Origin of the sequence: Cupriavidus sp. WKF15 (assembly GCF_029278605.1) — a bacterium.
Classification (GTDB): Bacteria; Pseudomonadota; Gammaproteobacteria; order Burkholderiales; family Burkholderiaceae; genus Cupriavidus.
Genome location: NZ_CP119574.1, coordinates 113,977 through 130,586, shown reverse-complemented (window position 1 = coordinate 130,586; position 16,610 = coordinate 113,977). Strand labels below are relative to the sequence as shown.

Annotated in this window: 16 protein-coding genes and 5 pseudogenes; 9 read left to right on the top strand and 12 right to left on the bottom strand. The window is 61.4% G+C overall.

Going from position 1 to position 16,610, the window contains the following annotated elements; all coding sequences use genetic code 11:
* Positions 1-72 precede the first annotated feature (72 nt).
* Positions 73-849 (top strand): hypothetical protein, encoded by a 777-nt coding sequence (locus tag CupriaWKF_RS30540; RefSeq protein WP_276103819.1) that lies wholly within the window; start codon positions 73-75, stop codon positions 847-849.
* Between the two features lie 711 nt (positions 850-1,560).
* Here CupriaWKF_RS30540 and CupriaWKF_RS30535 read toward each other — a convergent pair.
* Entirely contained in the window at positions 1,561-2,019 is a 459-nt protein-coding gene (locus tag CupriaWKF_RS30535) for a fumarate hydratase (RefSeq protein WP_276103817.1), read from the bottom strand.
* A gap of 319 nt (positions 2,020-2,338) precedes the next feature.
* On the opposite strand from CupriaWKF_RS30535, the gene CupriaWKF_RS30530 reads away from it, so the two are divergent.
* A complete protein-coding gene (locus CupriaWKF_RS30530) occupies positions 2,339-2,539 on the top strand; it encodes a hypothetical protein (protein ID WP_276103816.1) in 201 nt (66 codons plus the stop codon).
* Between the two features lie 651 nt (positions 2,540-3,190).
* Here CupriaWKF_RS30530 and CupriaWKF_RS30525 read toward each other — a convergent pair.
* Entirely contained in the window at positions 3,191-3,502 is a 312-nt protein-coding gene (locus CupriaWKF_RS30525; protein WP_276103815.1) for an H-NS histone family protein, read from the bottom strand.
* A gap of 57 nt (positions 3,503-3,559) precedes the next feature.
* On the opposite strand from CupriaWKF_RS30525, the pseudogene CupriaWKF_RS30520 reads away from it, so the two are divergent.
* Positions 3,560-3,754, top strand: a pseudogene (locus tag CupriaWKF_RS30520) (transposase); the annotation flags it as partial.
* Positions 3,755-3,903: 149 nt separating this feature from the next.
* On the opposite strand, the pseudogene CupriaWKF_RS30515 reads toward CupriaWKF_RS30520, so the two are convergent.
* From CupriaWKF_RS30515 to CupriaWKF_RS30495, 5 genes and pseudogenes are all read right to left on the bottom strand, one after another.
* A pseudogene (locus tag CupriaWKF_RS30515) lies at positions 3,904-4,350 on the bottom strand (transposase); the annotation flags it as partial.
* Positions 4,351-4,397: 47 nt separating this feature from the next.
* Entirely contained in the window at positions 4,398-5,954 is a 1,557-nt protein-coding gene (locus tag CupriaWKF_RS30510) for an IS66 family transposase (protein WP_276103010.1), read from the bottom strand.
* 82 nt (positions 5,955-6,036) lie between these two features.
* Positions 6,037-6,372, bottom strand: coding sequence for an IS66 family insertion sequence element accessory protein TnpB (gene tnpB / locus CupriaWKF_RS30505; RefSeq protein ID WP_276103009.1), 336 nt, complete (start codon positions 6,370-6,372; stop codon positions 6,037-6,039).
* On the bottom strand, positions 6,369-6,746 hold the full coding sequence (locus CupriaWKF_RS30500; protein ID WP_276103008.1) for a transposase: 378 nt from the start codon (positions 6,744-6,746) through the stop codon (positions 6,369-6,371). The genes tnpB and CupriaWKF_RS30500 overlap by 4 nt, the downstream gene beginning before the upstream one ends.
* Positions 6,747-6,829: 83 nt before the next feature.
* A pseudogene (locus tag CupriaWKF_RS30495) lies at positions 6,830-7,576 on the bottom strand (IS110 family transposase); the annotation flags it as partial.
* Between the two features lie 650 nt (positions 7,577-8,226).
* On the opposite strand from CupriaWKF_RS30495, the gene CupriaWKF_RS30490 reads away from it, so the two are divergent.
* Positions 8,227-9,015, top strand: a complete 789-nt coding sequence (locus CupriaWKF_RS30490) for a hypothetical protein (protein ID WP_276103814.1) — start codon at positions 8,227-8,229, stop codon at positions 9,013-9,015.
* A 266-nt stretch (positions 9,016-9,281) separates the two neighbouring features.
* Here the strand turns inward: CupriaWKF_RS30490 and CupriaWKF_RS30485 are convergent.
* Together CupriaWKF_RS30485 and CupriaWKF_RS30480 are read right to left on the bottom strand one after the other, a co-directional pair.
* Positions 9,282-9,674, bottom strand: a pseudogene (locus CupriaWKF_RS30485) (group II intron reverse transcriptase/maturase); the annotation flags it as partial.
* Between the two features lie 505 nt (positions 9,675-10,179).
* A complete protein-coding gene (locus tag CupriaWKF_RS30480; protein ID WP_276103813.1) occupies positions 10,180-10,464 on the bottom strand; it encodes a hypothetical protein in 285 nt (94 codons plus the stop codon).
* An 867-nt stretch (positions 10,465-11,331) separates the two neighbouring features.
* Here CupriaWKF_RS30480 and CupriaWKF_RS30475 point away from each other — a divergent pair.
* Together CupriaWKF_RS30475 and CupriaWKF_RS30470 are read left to right on the top strand one after the other, a co-directional pair.
* The gene (locus CupriaWKF_RS30475) at positions 11,332-11,709 is read left to right on the top strand and encodes a hypothetical protein (protein WP_276103812.1); all 378 of its coding nucleotides are present in this window, start codon (positions 11,332-11,334) and stop codon (positions 11,707-11,709) included.
* Positions 11,710-11,765: 56 nt separating this feature from the next.
* Positions 11,766-12,185: a hypothetical protein gene (locus CupriaWKF_RS30470; RefSeq protein ID WP_276103811.1), complete on the top strand. Its 420-nt coding sequence runs from the start codon at positions 11,766-11,768 to the stop codon at positions 12,183-12,185.
* Positions 12,186-12,387: 202 nt separating this feature from the next.
* Here CupriaWKF_RS30470 and CupriaWKF_RS30465 read toward each other — a convergent pair whose 3' ends face one another.
* Genes CupriaWKF_RS30465 through CupriaWKF_RS30455 form a run of 3 tightly spaced genes read right to left on the bottom strand, consistent with a single transcriptional unit; the run spans position 12,388 to position 14,608 of the window.
* The gene (locus tag CupriaWKF_RS30465) at positions 12,388-13,542 is read right to left on the bottom strand and encodes a hypothetical protein (RefSeq protein ID WP_276103810.1); all 1,155 of its coding nucleotides are present in this window, start codon (positions 13,540-13,542) and stop codon (positions 12,388-12,390) included.
* Between the two features lie 42 nt (positions 13,543-13,584).
* A complete protein-coding gene (locus CupriaWKF_RS30460) occupies positions 13,585-14,268 on the bottom strand; it encodes a hypothetical protein (protein ID WP_276103809.1) in 684 nt (227 codons plus the stop codon).
* Positions 14,269-14,281: 13 nt separating this feature from the next.
* On the bottom strand, positions 14,282-14,608 hold the full coding sequence (locus CupriaWKF_RS30455; protein ID WP_276103808.1) for a hypothetical protein: 327 nt from the start codon (positions 14,606-14,608) through the stop codon (positions 14,282-14,284).
* Positions 14,609-14,801: 193 nt separating this feature from the next.
* On the opposite strand from CupriaWKF_RS30455, the gene CupriaWKF_RS30450 reads away from it, so the two are divergent.
* The 3 genes and pseudogenes from CupriaWKF_RS30450 to CupriaWKF_RS34415 all read left to right on the top strand — a co-directional run bounded on the left by CupriaWKF_RS30450 (position 14,802) and on the right by CupriaWKF_RS34415 (position 16,362).
* A complete protein-coding gene (locus CupriaWKF_RS30450; protein ID WP_276103807.1) occupies positions 14,802-15,503 on the top strand; it encodes a hypothetical protein in 702 nt (233 codons plus the stop codon).
* 121 nt (positions 15,504-15,624) lie between these two features.
* On the top strand, positions 15,625-15,873 hold the full coding sequence (locus CupriaWKF_RS30445) for a hypothetical protein (RefSeq protein ID WP_276103804.1): 249 nt from the start codon (positions 15,625-15,627) through the stop codon (positions 15,871-15,873).
* 46 nt (positions 15,874-15,919) lie between these two features.
* Positions 15,920-16,362 (top strand): annotated as a pseudogene (locus CupriaWKF_RS34415) (HAD family hydrolase).
* Positions 16,363-16,610: the final 248 nt, after the last annotated feature.

The window sequence follows — 16,610 nt, the reverse complement described above, 5'->3', positions numbered from 1 at the left end:
CAGTAGCTACCATCCCTGAAGATTTGTTGTGCCCGGCGATGTTGGGCCGGTCCTCCAGGGGTGACTACCAACGTGAACGCCGTGACGAATCAGCTCGATCTCTTCGAAGATGGTCGCGATGTCATGCTTCGCAACGACGTGCCCACAGCGCTTGAGCAACGCAATGCCGCCGCCGGGCGTGAAGCACTGCAGCGCCTGGGCGCGGAATATCCAGACGACGCGCTTGTGCCAACCCTGGAGACGCTTGTCGGTGTGCTGGAGTCACCCGTCCACGAACACTTCACGAATCACGCGGCACTGCGCGACAGATGCGAAGCGTGGTGTTTGCCGTGCGTGGCGGCAGCGCGCCGGGCATTCGGCGACGCAGCGGGCATGGCTTGGTGCCTACCGCTGTGGCGCGCCATCGCCGGGGCCGCCTCTCAATTACCGTTTCACCGGGAGATGCCCGAATGGCATGCGGCACCGCTATGGATGCGCGCAGCGGAGTGGACGAAGGCATGTGACAGCATCAAGCGAATCGGGTCATGGCGACGCATTCCAATCCCGCTCGCCTGGATGGCCGAGACGGTCTACCGGCTCCAGGGGCTTGATTCGGCGTGGCCGCTTTTGTCGGAGCTTGCTTGGCTGTCCCCGAAAAAGCTTGGCGCGCTCATGCAAACGCTCGGGGATTCGTCATTGGTGGCGCTGCGCCGGCGGTTCGATGCAAATTTCGACGGTGACGGTACAGCCGATGATCTTGCCTTCTTTCCTGCCTGGGCCTTGACGGAAAAACCCGGACTTGCTGCCCTCTTACGCGCGTCCGAGCCCTCGACGGGCACATTACCCGAAAAGGGAATGCGAGTTGCTTAACCTTGAGCGCCAAGGCCGCCAGCATGATTTGGTGGAACGGCGAAAGGACCTACGCGGCCTGCACGGGGGCCTCTTCGAGGCCTATATCGCGTACGCGATAATGTTTCGGGGCTCTTCTTCGCTTCTGCACGCACTCGATCAGGGCAAAAAAATGCTCTCCACCTCGCGGAAGAGAGCCGTGGAACGTCCATGAAGAAATCGGACACCCGATGTCAGGCGCGTTTGACGCCGACACTGGCCGCGTAGGGGCACGCAAGATGACCGCATGATCAGGAGACGCTCCTTTCACGGCACGCAGAAATGGGTACGCGCAGCTGCAGACGAATATCGTGGGCATGGGCCTGACGCTTGCCATGGGAAGTTGGTGTCATGGCGACGCGTTGCTTGCCTCAGCGCGTAGTCAATGGGTGACTCAGCTGCGGAGCGGGAGCGTTTGCCCAGCCAGATGTATGCGAATGGCCAGCGGTTAGCGGATGCAAAAACGCGGGATCAAGATATGGGGCGTGCTGGGCAGGCCTCGTAAATCGAGCAGAGCATCAACGGGATGGGGCCGCAGCACTCACGAAGTCAGAGCCAGAGGCGGGATACTGCTGGTGAAGAACAGGCCGAAGCTCCTTGCGGCTTGTCCGGGCGATCAAACTGGGCGCCGGTGTGCGCCCATCCTGCTTCAATCGACCGGTTGCCGAAGGCCAGTTCAGTCGACGGGAAAAATCACACCGAAGCTTCGGGAGTCGTGACGGTCGATGCCACTTTCTTCGCCGGGACACGTTTCTTCGTCACGGCTTTCACCGCAGCCTTCTTCGACACAACCGTCGCGGCGGCTTTGCTACCGGCAGCCTTTTTCGGGGCGACCTTCGTAGCGGCGGTTTTGGCCGATGCCTTCTTGACGCCTGCAGCTTTCGCCTTCTTCGCCGCGAGCTTGTCCTTGGCGGCTTGCCTTTCAAAACGCGCGGCGGACTTTGCGGCTTCCGTTGCTTTCGCCACGTCACGCTTTGCCGCCTCAATCGCCTTCTTCGTGTCGGCGCGCAGTTTCAACAAGCGCTTTTTCGCTACCTCGGCTTCACGTGCGAGCACGCTCGCCTTCTTCGTCGGTGCCGTCAACTTCTTTGCGACAGGCTTCTTTTTGGTAACCGCGCTCGTCGGCGTCGTTGCTTTGGTTGCTGCGACCATGTTGATTATCCGTTGTTCGTTGGAGCGCGAAGTATAACCTTTGTCTCAATCTGCAGTGATCCGGGGCGCACCATTGGGTTGCGAAACGCCTGAAACATCGACCAACAAGCCGATGGGTTCCGCTTCGTCGCTGCATTGCAGCACACGTAGCGCTTGATTCCGGGGACAAGAGCGTTTAGTGTCAACGTTCGGTGTGCGCATACTCAGCGCGTCCTCGCACCGAATTCACTTAGTGTTGTTCCAATCATCCTCCGTGGAACTCCGTCCACGGACCAGCAGTCGTAGTTCCTTTTCCGTCTCCCCGACAGAGGAGCCTGACATGCTCAGTCCGCATGAAATTGCCGCGCTGCTACTGCTTGGCGATGCGCAAGACATCGACGATCTCGAACCGGAACAGTTGGACGGCTTGCTGGTCCACAAACTGGTGACAATGGAGTACGGACACGATAGCGCAAATGCCCACCCTCGCTTAACGAGTCAAGGGTATTCCATGCTCGAAGCCATGCGCCGTATTGCCTAACGCCGCTCGGTCTTGAGAGCCCTCATGGTTTGCTCTATTTGTCGCGAAGAATCCCTGGCCACGGATGACCGCGAATCACCGATTGCGTCGCGCAAAGTCGACGCAATGCCGCTGCAGGGCCTGGTCGGTGGAAGGCGGCCTTCTTGGGCCCACGTCGGTTATCGCCGACTGCGCGTCGAGATTGTGGCCGAGGACGTGACCACCACAGGTCGCAGCATCCGCAAGTGCACGCATGTCCATGGACTCGACAGCCGTCGACTCCATGCGAATCATTCCAAGTGACTAACGCTCCGGCTTCCCGGATGATGTCGATCTGCTCATCGATGATGGCCACGAGCTCGGCTACTGAACCGGAGAAAGGCTGTCGAACTTTCGCGAGGGTTTTGCGCTCGCTGGCCGAACGCACGAGCTCATAGCTGCCGTCCTCTTGCGAAAGACGGATGACTTGCAGCTCCTTGCTGGGCGGAACCCGCAGCCAATAGGAATATCCATTCCTTATCCCCTTCTCAGTGCGTTCGCAAGGAATCAGGTAGGGCCGCGCAAGCATGATCTCGGCGTGAATCGCTTCAAGGGACATGGTGCTGCTCTCAAAAAAACAAAACCCCTGCACAGTGCAGGGGCAAATACTACTTCAGGGCGAGAAGCTGAGAATCAGGCTTCTTCGGCAATCAGGAATCGCTTGGGGTTCTTACCGAGCCAAGCCGGTTGGCGACCACGGCCAGACCAGGTCTTCCCGGTCTTGGGGTCGTGGTACTTAGGGGGCAGCTCCGACTTCGGCTTGCTCGCACCGCTGCCAGCGGGGCGGCCGCGACGGCGCTTGGCAATGTCTTCGGCCGTCAAGCCATAGTCCGCCATTAGGCTCCGAATCTTCTCGATGACACCGGCTACTTCATTGGCGCGTACCTGTTCCAGTTGGGCTTCGAGGGCCTGCTTCTGGGACATGAGTTCCTTATAGGACGCCATGTGAGTTTCCTTTCTAATCGAGATCTGAATGGAGATAGTTTATATCCTAATCCAGCGGTCCGCAGGCGAACGGTCGAGCATGTCTTCGGAACCTTCAAACATTGGATGGGCGACACGCACTTCCTGACGCGCACGCTACCCAATGTAGGTACTGAAATGAGCCTGCATGTTCTGGCGTACAACCTCAAGCGCGTGCTCAGAATTCTCGGATTCTCGAAAACAATGAAGGCGATGCGCCTGGTGGGTGCGTAAGCACCTATTTACGCCCACAAAATGGGCTGAAGATCGCCCTCAGGGGCCATTAGCACTATTCGCACCCGTTTCGACGTCATCCCACGACCCGATTAGCCGAAAATTCGATAAGGCAGGCTACGCCCCGGGGGGTGCCCCTATGTGGTTCGTCAAGCATTAGGGCCGGATTTCGGTTGATAGAAGGTGCCGTCACGCAGCATGGCGAACAGCACGTCGCAGCGACGTCTGGCAAGAGCAATGAGCGCTTGGTTGTGGCGCTTGCCCTGTTGGACCTTGCGGGCGTAGTAGTCCCGTGAGACAGGGTCCCGCAAGGCGGCAAAGGCAGAGAGGAAGAGTGCTCTCTTAAGGACCTTGTTGCCCCGCCTGGACGGGTGCTCGCCACGGATGGATGAGCCGGAGCGTCGAGTTACTGGCGCCAGGCCAGCGTAGGCGGCAAGATGCGCGGCCGAAGCGAAGACTTTGTGGGCGACTTCAGTGAGGAGTCTGGCGGCGGTCCTGACGCCGACTCCCGGCATGCTGGTCAGGACTGGCCAAAGAGGGTTCGCATGCACCAGGCGTTCAACTTCGCTGGCAACCTCGTCGCGTTGCTTGCGTAAGGCAGCGAGCTGCTGTGTAAGCGCCCGGTGAACCCGTCTTGACGTGGCTACTCAGGGAGGACGGAGGCAGTCCAGCGATGTGGCAGGAGCTCCGCGATGTCAGCGGTCTTCTGGGTTGGCAGTCGCGTAAGCACGTCTTTCAAGTAGGCGTAGGGGTCATGCCCATTGAGCTTCGCCGACTGGATCAGACTCATGACTGCGGCGGCGCGCTGGCCAGCGCGCAGCGAACCTGCGAACAGCCAGTTCGATCTTCCAAGAGCGATAGGCCGTATTTGCCCTTCGATATGGTTGTTATCGATAGGCACGGCTGGATCCTCAACGTAGCGCACGAGTGCCACCCAGCGTTTGAGGCTGTAGTCGATAGCTCGCGCAATGGCCGAACCGTCTGGCACCCGCCGCCTTTGTTCTTCAAGCCAGAGATGCAGTGCGTCCAGGATTGGTCTGGCCCGCTGCTGTCGCGCTTCCAAGCGTAGTTCTGGTTCTGCGTCCCGCACCTCTCGCTCGATCTCGTAGAGCCCGGCAATGAAGCGTAGCGCCTGGCCAGCCAACTCGCTCTTGTGCTTGTCGTGCAGCTCAAAGTACTTACGACGCGCGTGAGCCATGCACCCAATCTCGACGATGCCACCGCCGAAGCTGGCCTTGTAGCCAGAGAAGTCGTCGCATACCAGCTTGCCCTGCCAGTCCTGCAAGAATGCGCGAGCATGTTCGCCGCTGCGGCTAGGTGCAAACTGATAGATCACTGCACGCAACGATGAGAGCTGGCTCGGTGCGTAGGCCCACAGGTAGGCGCGATGCGTCTTGCCGTCGCCTGGCGAGAGCATCTGCACTGGTGTCTCGTCGGCGTGCAGTACGCTCTGGGTCAATACCTCAGCCTGCAGGGCATCCACCAGCGGTTGCAGTCGCACACCGCAGATACCGACCCACGCACCCAGCGTCGATTGCGGGATTGCCAGGCCGGCCCGCGCGTAGATGCGTTCTTGCCGATACAGAGGAAGATGGTCGCCAAACTTGGACACCAGCGTATGCGCCAGCAGCCCGGCGGTGGGGATGCCCTTGTCGATGACGTGGGGAGGAACCGGTGCCTGAGTGAGAGTCTCACATTGCCCGCATACCCACTTGCCCCGGATATGACGTTCGACCGTGAACACGCCAGGGGTGTAATCCAGCTTCTCACTGACGTCTTCGCCAATGCGCTTGAGCGCGCAGCCGCACGTGCAGGTCTCGGACTCTGGCTCGTGACGGATCTCGGTGCGAGGCAATTGAGGCGGAAGCGCCTGGCGTTTCGGCTTGTCCCTGGGCTCCGACTTGGACGGCGGCATCAGCGCTTCCAACTCGGCTTCGATTGCCTCAAGGTCTGCATCGAGGGCTTCCTCCAGCAAGCTTGCCTGGGCCGATGTCAGTTGCTCGCTGCGTTTGCCGAACTTCCAACGCTTGTGGATGGCTAGCTCGTGAGTGAGCTGATCGATCTTGGTTTGCCGGTAGCGCAACTCCTGCGCGTGCCGCGCAATGACGGCGTCATGCTCCTGGATCTGCGCCCGCAGCGTCGCAGCCAACTCGCGCAATTGCTGTGGGCTCAGGTCGTCCAGGTTCTCGGCGGGATTCATGTTCCGAATCTTGCCAGTTCCCGGTCACTCCAACCATTGGCACAGCCCCCAATGGACGCTCGGCTCCTGTGCCAAGCCACGACTAAAGCACGGTGATCGCCTCATCGCGGCCCAAGCGCTGCCAAGGCAGGCCCAGCACCAACGCATCCAGTTGCTCCCGACACAGCGGCGTCGTGATGGCTGTCATACCGTCGGTCCAGACGAAGCGACCCTTATTGAGCCGCCGCGTCGCCAACCAGATGCCAATGCCGTCGTACACCAGCACCTTGATCCGCGTGGCACGCTTGTTCGTGAAGAGATAAGCATGATGTGGCCGGGCGGCTCCAAATACCTTCACCACCCGAGCCAAGACCGTATCTGTTCCCGCTCGCATGTCCAGCGGCTCGGTGGCTAGCCAGATTGCCTCGACGCGGATCAACGCAACCACCCCTGAAGCCATTCGCCACACTCTGCTGCGGCCGATCCCGGCCAACGAATGTTGATCGTCGCTGCACCGCGTCGCACTTCGATCTGTATATCCGGTATCGCCGGCGTCGGCGTGGGATCGCCGATCTGCAGCGGGATGAACTCGGCTTGGGGTACTGTCATCAATGCGCGGGCTTCGCCCGCGGCTTCCAACGCTTGGTGCTCAGCGACCCAGCGCCGCAGCAGATTCGCGTTCACGCGATGGTGCAGCGCTACTGCCGCAATCGAAACACCAGGATGCATGCAGTCCTGGACGGCTTTGGCCTTGAACTCGGCGCTATGCTGACGTCGGCGTCGCGCTGGTACGCTCTCTTCGATAGTGTTCACGTGTCCACCAAGAATTTAGATGGACACGATGCTCCTTGCTCTCCTGCTTCCCTTCAAGACGGGTTCACCGGGCCCTTACGCTGCTGTGCCAGACGCGGCATGACGATCGTTGCTGCCTGAGTGCCAGGTACGATTACCGCCTGCTCGCTGAGCGCCTGAACGATTTCGGCCGCGAGGCTTTTGCCCATGCGGGGTGCGAGTTTGGTGAGGCGGTTAGCGAGCGTCTTCTCGCTGGCGGCTGCAAGTTCGGCGGGCGACGGATATCGCTCAAGCAGGTCAAGCACGGCTGGATGATCGAGGCGCGGCCCCAGAACCCGCTCCAGAGCGGGATGGATCTGGGTGAGCAGTCCGCGAATGCGGTTGCTAGTCTGCGTGATCTGCGCGGCGAGATCGTCATCGAAGCCGCACAGCATGGTGAGTTCGGCAAGTTGCTCGTCCGCCAGTCTAAGCGAGCGCAGCGTATGCGGCATTGAGCGGGCGGCTTCTGCAATGATGGCGGCATCGCGGGCGTCAGTCTTGGCTTCACCTGCATGCAGATCGGCGATGCGGCGCATGGCCAGACCCGGCAGATAGGCGACCAGGACACCTTCATCACGGGCGACTGCCACAGGCAGCGCGCCGATGGTGGCGGGCTGATCGACGATGAACAGAAGTTGGCCGTGTGCCTTGAGTTCGGCGATGAGCGCGCGCAGTTTGGCCTCATCGTTGGGCAGCGCTTTGTTGTACAGGCGCTTTCCGTTCCGATCGAGAGCGACGGCATGATGGTGGCCTTTGCCGACATCGACGCCGACGAATACATCGACGGAGCTATGTTGTTGGTTGTCTTGCATCGAAGGTTTTGCAGATTGAGCGGTTTGGCCTGCAACAACGGTGGCAAGTCTCGGCATCCACGTTACGGACGGCCTCCAGATGTTCCAGCCGAGCCCCTATTAGCGATCACCAGCCACCCACCAGGCCCGGTGACAACACCCCCCGGATCATGGGCGACTGGGGGCGAGAATCATGCCGGGCCTGGCTGGCCAAAGCCCCGATCATCGGGACACGAAGATAGTAACGGGGGCGCATTGGTCCGATTCGAGAGACGTTTCCACACGGCCTCGGTCGGCTACAGCCCGTTGCTGCCGGATTTTCCGGCCACCTGGGGCGATCGGGCCCTTCCCGGCCACGTTGAGAATCCGTCGGCGCCGAACTGGAAGGCCGAGTCGGCCGATCTACGGCCCTTCAACAAATAACGAACCTACGGCCGGTGTCGGGCCAGCAAGCGATGCTCGATATCGCCCAGGCTGTGCCATTCAGACGGCCGCTTCACCCCAGCTTCAGCAAGGCGGCGATTTCTGTTGCGTGCTCTGGCGGAGAATTCCGAAGATGTCGCACCCGCATATCCGAATCACTCGTACTTTCCTTCTCATTATTAGAATCTACCGACATTGCCCTGTTAATGCTTGCCGGCTATGATTGGCATCTTTGCCCCGAGCCAACCATGAATTGCCGCATATTCAGCCTATGCCTGACCCTGTGCGTCGCCTTGGCATCGTGGGTGGCCTCGCCCGCCCATGCGGCGCTGCCTGACGAAATCCAGGTCTACACAGGCGACATCAACGCGCCTGGAGAATTCGGGCTGGAACTGCACCTGAACACCACGCCGAGCGGCAATTCCCAGCCGTCGTATCCGGGCGAGGTCACCACCCCCCACGCTTGGCGCGCCACGGCCGAGTTTTCATACGGTCTGGCTCCGGGCTGGGAGCTGGGCTTCTACATCCCGACCGTCTTGACGCGCGACAACACCTACTACGTGACCGGGCCCAAGATCCGCCTCAAATGGCTGCCCGTGCGGCTGCAGGATGGAGTGGGATATTTCGCGGGGGCCAATGTCGAACTGGCGCACGTCGACCAGCGCTTTGACCAGTCCACGCGCGCGGCGGAGCTGCGGCCGATCTTCGGCTACCAGAACGCCCGCTGGCTGCTAGCCGTCAACCCCGTGCTCGACTGGAGCCTGGCCGGCCCCGACAAAAGCGGCGTGCCGGAATTCGTCCCCAGCTTCAAGGTGGCGCGCTCGGTGTTGCCTTGGTTGCGCGCCGGTGTGGAATACTACATGGACCTAGGCCGTCTCAACCATCCAGCGATGGGCCCGAAGCAGGCGCAGACGCTCTACCTGGCGTTCGACGTCAACCACGGCCCACTGGTCTTCAACTTCGGTGTCGGGCGCGGCCTGTCGCAAGCGGCGGACCGCTGGACACTGAAATGGATCTTCGAGATTCCGCTGCCTTGATGCATCGCCGACTGTCCCCCATTGAGCAATGTCGCTTCGAGGCACGACACCGGCCAAAGCTTGGTATCCGGTGAAGAGCCGGAGATCGGCCGACTTGGCCCTTCGTCCTTGCGCAGTCGAATGACTCGGATGGGTCGGGCAGAGCCGGTCGCTGCGGCCATCTGCATGGCCGGAACCTAGCCAGAACGTTACGCATCCCACTTCGCGAGTGGCCTCGATCTTGCGGCCCAATTACACGGCGCACCGAACTGGGATGAATTGATCTTCAGCCGATCCGTCGCCGTCGGGATACCAAGCTCGCGCTCGCCTCCTCCATCCGGCTTCGGAATCGTTACCCGCCGTACCGGACTGGGCCGGTACCTCCCCTTGAGCAGTTGCTGGCGAATCGCCGGCCACGCCGACACCAGATGGCGGGCGGTCTGATCAATATCCAGACCATCCACGCCAGCGGCGCCTTTGTTTCGTCGGACTCGCCTGAACGCCTGCTTCAGGTTCTCTCGCGTCAGCGCTGCTGCCAGCAGCGCCGACCCTGTGCTCTCCGGTTCGCGTCGCGGGCCGCAGGCTTCGTCGCAGGCGCGTTCCCGGCCGGCTTCACCGTCCGCTTCCCTCGCTCGCCCCGCTCGCGCGGGCTTCTGACGCAATGCCTGTTGCATCGACACGGCTTCGAACACTCCCTCTCGTTCGGTCCTTCGTCGGCGGACTCGAGCCTTCGCTACCCCCGACTACTATGACCTCTGCTGAGACCCCGCTCCGGCTCGACGCCGTCGCCCTTTCAGGCGCAAGGCGGGGCGTCCCCAGGTAAGAACGCACTCCTTCGCTGCACAACCGCCGGATTTAAGCCGCCTCCCCTTGATCACAAGAACTTCGCGGTTCCTTGCCCGCTCGTCCTGGTTAGCACCGCCTTCTATCCGGTTCGTGTCCCTCGGCTCGCAACTTCGCTCCACGCTTCCTCCCCACGCTCGGTCACCCTCACGCAGTTGCGTTTCGCTTCGTTCGCTGTGATCAACTTACGGTGGGACTTGCACCCACAAGAGTGCGCCCATGCTGGGCGCACAAAGCAAAACAGCCGACCAATCGGTCGGCTGTTTTCTTGAGAAGCCGCTGAAGGCTTGCGGAAGGTTTGGCTCGAACGACTACCCTTCTGCCCGCCTTGCAGACGCCGCGTTACTGCTTCGTGGCGGTGGGGGCCGGCGCGACCTTCCCAGCCGCGACGGGGGTGGCCTTCGCTTCAGCCGGAGCAGCCTTCGCCGTGCTCACCTTGGTGGCCTTGGTGGCCTTGGCGTGCTTATGGGTAGCGGTCTTGGCGGGTGCCTTCACGGCGGGAGCCGGAGCGGCTTGCGCAACCGGAGCGGCCGGTGCCGGGGCAGCAGCGGGAGCCGGGGCAACGCCTTGGGCGAAAGCGGCGCCGGCGATGGCGAGGGAGGCGACAGCGGCGAACAGCTTCTTCATGATAAATCCTTCTTTGAGGTTAGAGGCACTGCAAGTTGCCGTGCTTACCCGTAAAAACGACCCACGTTCATTTGGCGTTGACGATGAGGTTGTGACAAACCGTAAGCGATGATTCTGCAGAGCCCAGCGCCGTTACGTCTGTCGCGACCCGAGAACTCACCGGCAGAGCGCTCGATCAGTGGGCTTCGGCCGAACTCTACGATCCAGCGGCTGGTACCTGGTCGCAGACCGGCAGCATGGCGCAGGCACGCAGACAGCCAACGGCAACGCTGATGCCTGACGGCAGGGTGCTCGCCGTCGGGGGACAAGGTACCGGGAGCCTGTCGTTGTTCCATTAGTACCGGACTGCTTGGATCACGGCTACGCCCGCCTGACTCAGTCTGTGGCCGTTCTACATTGAAGATCTTCCGCTTGTGGTGAGCGCTCATCAATGGCGGTGAAGGGGCGTTCAGGGACGGCCGCGACCTGGAGGTGAGCAGCCGGCCGTGACCGGCCATGAAGAGCCGCTTGGTAGCTCCGTTCGCCAGTCGTTCCGATGTCTGTTGTCCCCAACCCAACAGAACCGCCCTATCACTTCGCCCTTGTTTTCGGTCTAGCTGCTCGCTACGACCCGCCCCGGGAACATCGAGACACCAGGTTGCAGCGATTGGTATCTGAAGCTTAGTCCCCTTGGGGTAATGACATGCACATGTTCAGTGCTATCCCCATATTTGCACCGATTGAATTCTAAAAAACGACCCGCAACCCGCAATCAAAAGGGTGGTTTTTACCTCAGTGCGGGGATATGCGGCTGGCTGACGGCAGCTAGAATCGACTTCTCGCTCCTTGCTCGCTCGTCTAAGGGGAACAATGCCCGAGGGTCGCCGCATGCTCATCGCACTTACCGAGAAGGTCCATATCCTGCGGGAGCAGTACCCCGGACGACGCATTTTGGTCTTGCGAGATAACTACTGCGCTGTCTTCCTGGACTGTGAAATGGGGAAGGATGGTGTTGAGATAACCGTGTCATCTCTTGATGGCGGTTCGGAGAGGCAGCAGACACTCCAATGGGACCCGGCGAGCTACGCGATCATGGTAGAGGAAGCCAGTGTTGGCGACCAGCAGAGCGCTGCGCCGAAGGCTGACGAGCGCCAATTCGAGCAGGCCCCGCCCAAAAAGAACCCGCCAAAGCGCGGGGGGGCACTAAAAGACGGGCCGGAAAAGCAGCGGTGTATCCTGACATGTCCAGTATTTCACGTCGTTTAAGTCTGATGAGAGCGTCATTGTGTTGGGGCGCACGGAGCAATTTAGTGCGCTGATCCGTGACCGGCAGAAAGCAGCCGGTCGCCAAGGGCAGCTCTTGGGTAGGCTGTTTCCTCAGTAAAACCATCCACCCGTTGGTCCGGACGCCAAAGGCGGAAAAGGATGCGGCCGACGACATCGCCCAGGCCGGTGTGTGCAAATCCACGAAGGCGGAGATGACGGCGAAGTATAAGGGCTTGATGAAAGCTCGTGAGTACTGGCCGGCGGTGCTCACGGTCCGGCGCTGCGCTCAACTTACCAACGACAAAGATTTGACAACGATGGTTGCAGACGCAGAAATCAATTCCTACGTCAGCGACATCGAGAATCCCAAGACGCGCAAAGATGACCGCATGCGTTCGATTGAGGCTCTTTCGCGTGACTATCCGGAGTTCGGGAAGAAGTACGCGTCGCTGCTCAGGCAGCTCAAAGGCTACTAAGGTCTACCGGGCTCGGACGGCCGCTTAGGGTCGGAAACAGAGGTTTGTAGTTGCGGCCGGCCTAGAGCGACTACCGAACTTCCGCGTCCGGCCATTTCGAGTCAGTTAGCTTCGGATCATGAATGGCCGAAACGACCTGGCCGCTGCCGACCGGCGTTAGTCCCGCCCCACTGCTGGCGGGCCCGATCGGGCAGCTTTGCCGTCAAGCCGGACGCTTGGCCCCACACTCGCCACAGAACGCGTCATCCGCTGCCATGGGTGCATGGCAGGTGCGGCAAGCCGACGACGCCGGTGCAGGCGCCACCGCCGGCACCGCGGGCGTGGTCTGCGATGCCTTCGCCTCGCGCATGCGCTCTGCGGCGCGATTACGCGCTTGCTCCGCCTGCCGCTTGGCTTGTGCCATGCGCTCCCGCAGCATCGCCTCCGATTCCGAGAAGTCCATGCCCTTGACGGTTTGCAGGTAGATCAGGCAAGTCCCGTTGATAAACGTCAGGAACGGTATCACCAAGGCAATCGTCATGAGCAAGCCGGCACCAAAGCCAAACGACGACGCGTAGGCCATGCCGCTCTCCAAGGCAGTCAGGCCACCGCGGCCAAAGCCGCCACCGTAGCCGCGACCGAACGAGCCCATGACGCCAGAGAACATCGACAACAGCGCGCTCATCGGGCTGGCGCCAACGGCGCTCGACAGGGACGTCGCCATCACGGCGCCATAGCCCAGAATGCCAAAGACGACAAACGACAGGAATGCCACGAGCACCAGCAGCAGGAACATGTTCACGATCACCTGCAGCAGGCGTTGACGGCCGATCTGCACCAGGCGCGCCACCGTCTGCACCGACGTGTTGCCCTCCCAGATGGCCGGCGCGGCCAGCGGGTAGCCCACGTACCCCAGGCCCGCGAACGTCACGCCAATGACTACTGCCACCAGCGGAAACGCGAACGCGTACAACAGTGGGCCCAGCCCGGGGATCTTGCACAGCAGGAAGATCAAAAGCGCAGCGAGCAACACCGCTAGGTAGCCCAGCAGCAGCAAGATGCCAACGGCAAGGAACCTGTGCGCTGTGAACACTGCCTGCAGCACCGCATCGACGAAACCGATGGTTTGGCCCTGCGCCCGGCGCATCAGCGTGATGCCAACGGCCGAGTATCCCACCAGCATCACCACCAGCGTGACCAAGCCCATCACCAGCCCCAGGAAGACGCTTTGGGCAATCATGTAAGTGGTTAGCATGCCCGCAATCAACGTTGCCACGCCCGCTATGCCGCACATCGCCAATGCGCGCCAGTTTGTGATTGCCTCGGCCGCGCGAAGAAGGGTGTAGGAAGGCGCTGCCGCGTTTTCGTTTGTCGTCATGAATTTGGCCTATTCGGTGTTGTTATAGGTTCTGCGGTCGCATCAGTGATCGACTCTGTGGTCCAGCATGGCAACGGTGACTGTGTCTCCCACGCGCGCAAGCTGCAGTTGGTTTTCCCGAGTGACGCCAGGCTTGCCATTCAGCACCACCTGGCTCTTCAGGCGATAGGTGCCCTGCGGCGCGCCGGACGGCAACTTCAACGTGAAGCTGTTCTCATACTCGCCGCTGCCCGGCGCCGAGCTGACAACTTTCTCGCCGCGCTTGAACTCCTCCCCGGACGGCGCATAAACCGTCACGATCTCCTTCACCTCCTGAACGGGTTCAGTGGTGCCGGACACGGCGCGGATCGTCGATTGCAGCTTGATCGCCTCGCCGGCCTTCACTGCGCCATTGGGCGTGACGACAGTGTTGTACGCATTGACCTCGGCGGTACGAGGCAGGTGATTGCGATTGTTCACCTTGTATTCGCGGTCCACCTCCGCTGCGGTCTTGGTTTGGCGCGTGGCCACCTCAATCACCGCGCATGCAGCCAGGCCAACGGCAGCACCGCCAATGGCGCCCTTCGTGCCACCAATCAATGCGCCCACAATTGCACCGCCCGCGCCGAGGGCAGTGCAGCGCAGGACCGTGTCACTGCTGACGGTGCTCCCTCCGCCTTGGGTTGCGCAGCCGCTGGCCAGTAGCGTGGCGACGGCCACCAATGAAATCGTCTTCTGTAGTGTCATGAGTTGCTCGTAGTTATTCGAGAGACGTGTTGGATCGGAGCGCTTCTATTTGCCTGGATTTTGCGTTCTGGATCAAAGCTTTTGCCGCTCGATTGCCTGCATCGATGGCCAAGACGCTTTCGGCCGTGGCGATGGCCTTGTCGAACTGGCCATTGGCGACATGGCCTTTCGCCTTGCGCAACAGCTCGTCGACCTTTGCGTCTTTGGGATCCGGCTGGACTGCTGACTTGGCGTGTTTGACCGGGTCCGCTAGCACAGGCAGCGCCGGCGGTGCGGCTGCGATCGGGGGTGGCTCCGGTGCGTGCGCAGGTGCAGGCGCTTGTTGCAGCGGAGATGACACCGGTGCGTCCTCGGGTTGCGCTGGTTGCGATCGAGTGGGCTGGACAGGCTCGACGGGCTGAGCAGGCTCGCCTGGTCGAGCGGCCGGCGTGGCTTCAGCAGGCGCCGTCGACTGGGAGGCCTGCATTTGTGCCGCCTGATCGACCGGCGTGCTGGACTGTTTGCCGCCATACCACCAGAATAGGCCCCCACCTATGACAGCGACTGTCGCGACGATGCTGATGGCGATCAGTACGTTCTGCGATTGTCGTGTTGCTGGCTCCGTTGCTGTGGGCAAGGTCGCGGCGACGGTGCCTTGCTCCAATGTCGACCGCGCAGCCGTTCGTGCCGGCACTTCGTCGTTTGCTGACTCGGGAACGACGGACAGCGGTGCGATCTCGGGCTCGACTTCCTGGATCACGGTAGATTCGTCCGGCTGTACTGCCGGCGGTGCGACTTCTGGCGTCGTATCCCGAACCGGGATCGCGGCCAAGTGCACGGGCTCGGATGCAGCCTCGGCGGTCACCACTGTCTCTGGCACCTGCGAAGCCGCAGGCGGCGCCTCCGCACCCGGCGGTCGCGCCCCGCACTTCCTGCAGAACTTTGCACCGGTGCCTAGTTCGGCGCCACAGCCACCGCAGACCAATGCGTTCAACGGCGCCGCCGGAGCTTTGACTGGCGTGCCACATGATTTGCAAAAGCGGGCGCCGGATGCGGTATCGGCACCGCAATTCGTACAGCTCGTCATTCCACTCCCTTCGCTATTTATTGGTATTTCTTGGGCGCTCGTTTCCTATTGGCTGATTTCGAATTTCTTTGGTTGTCAGCAGGAAAATGGCCGCCACCCACTCGATTTCTACGCTATGCGTGAAATCTCGAAGCCGGCCAGCCCCGGAGGCTCGGATTTCCGGCTTTAACGGACGACGGTTGTCCAGTCTGAACCCTTCATTGGAGGGGGAAAGCGATTGTTAGCCTGGTAAGGTATGTGGATCTTCGACGCCGGGAGGCTCCCGGCCACTGACGACGGGCCTGTGGGCGTTGATCAGTACGGGTCTGGGCGTTGGCCTGCGCAGCATTCTCGGCCAGTTTGCTGTCATGGCCGGCTTCCCGTTTCGCATCATGTGGCTTACGCCGCTGCTTGGGGGATTGATGGTCCTGGTGGTGAGCATTGTCGCCGCGGCGCTAAGCGTCCGCCCGGTCGTGAAGCTTCAGCCTGTTCGTTTTCGGCGGACGCTAATTGCCGCTTCCGCACCGGCACGTGAACTGAACGCGGCCCAGCACAATTGATCGGTCCCTGCTTTTCGGCGGATTGGGATGTCCGAGTTCGTCCTGGGTGTCGCGCTTCATCGAGGAAGTGATCGTGCCGCGCATCTTCCCGCAGGCGTGGCACCGGCTCGCGCTGCACCGCGAGCGCGGCGACCGCGTCCTGGTCATCTCCGCCTCGGGCGAGCATCTGGTTGCGCCGATCGCGCGGCGGCTGGGTGTCGCGGACGTCATCAGCATCGAGCTGGACATGGGGACGGGGCCTACAGCGGACGCACCCGCGGCGTGCTCAGCTATCGCGAGGGCAAGGTCACCAGGTTGCACGCATGGTTTGCAACGCACGGCGAAACACTGGACGGCAGCTACGGCTATAGCGACTCGCTCAACGACGTGCCGCTCCTGCAGTCCGTGGAGTACGCGCATGTCGTGAATCCCGACGATACGTTGCGCGAGGAAGCAACGCGCAGACGATTGGCCGAACTGCGCTGGCGACACGATTGCGCGCAGCCGTGAGAAGGGCACCACCCCGCCTTTTCGCGAGAGGGAACGGGCTGCTCTACTCGCCCCGCTCCCGGAACCACGCCACCGGCCGGCCGCGCTCATGCTTGCGGTATTCCAGCTCGAACACCTGGAACTCGTTTAGCACCTGCCGCCACGACTTGCAGCCGTATTGGCCGGCGTTTGCGTGAATTCGAGCTGGATGAGTCAGTGGTCAAAAGTCGTATCCCTCCCGATTGACCCATCCAAATCTATCACCGATG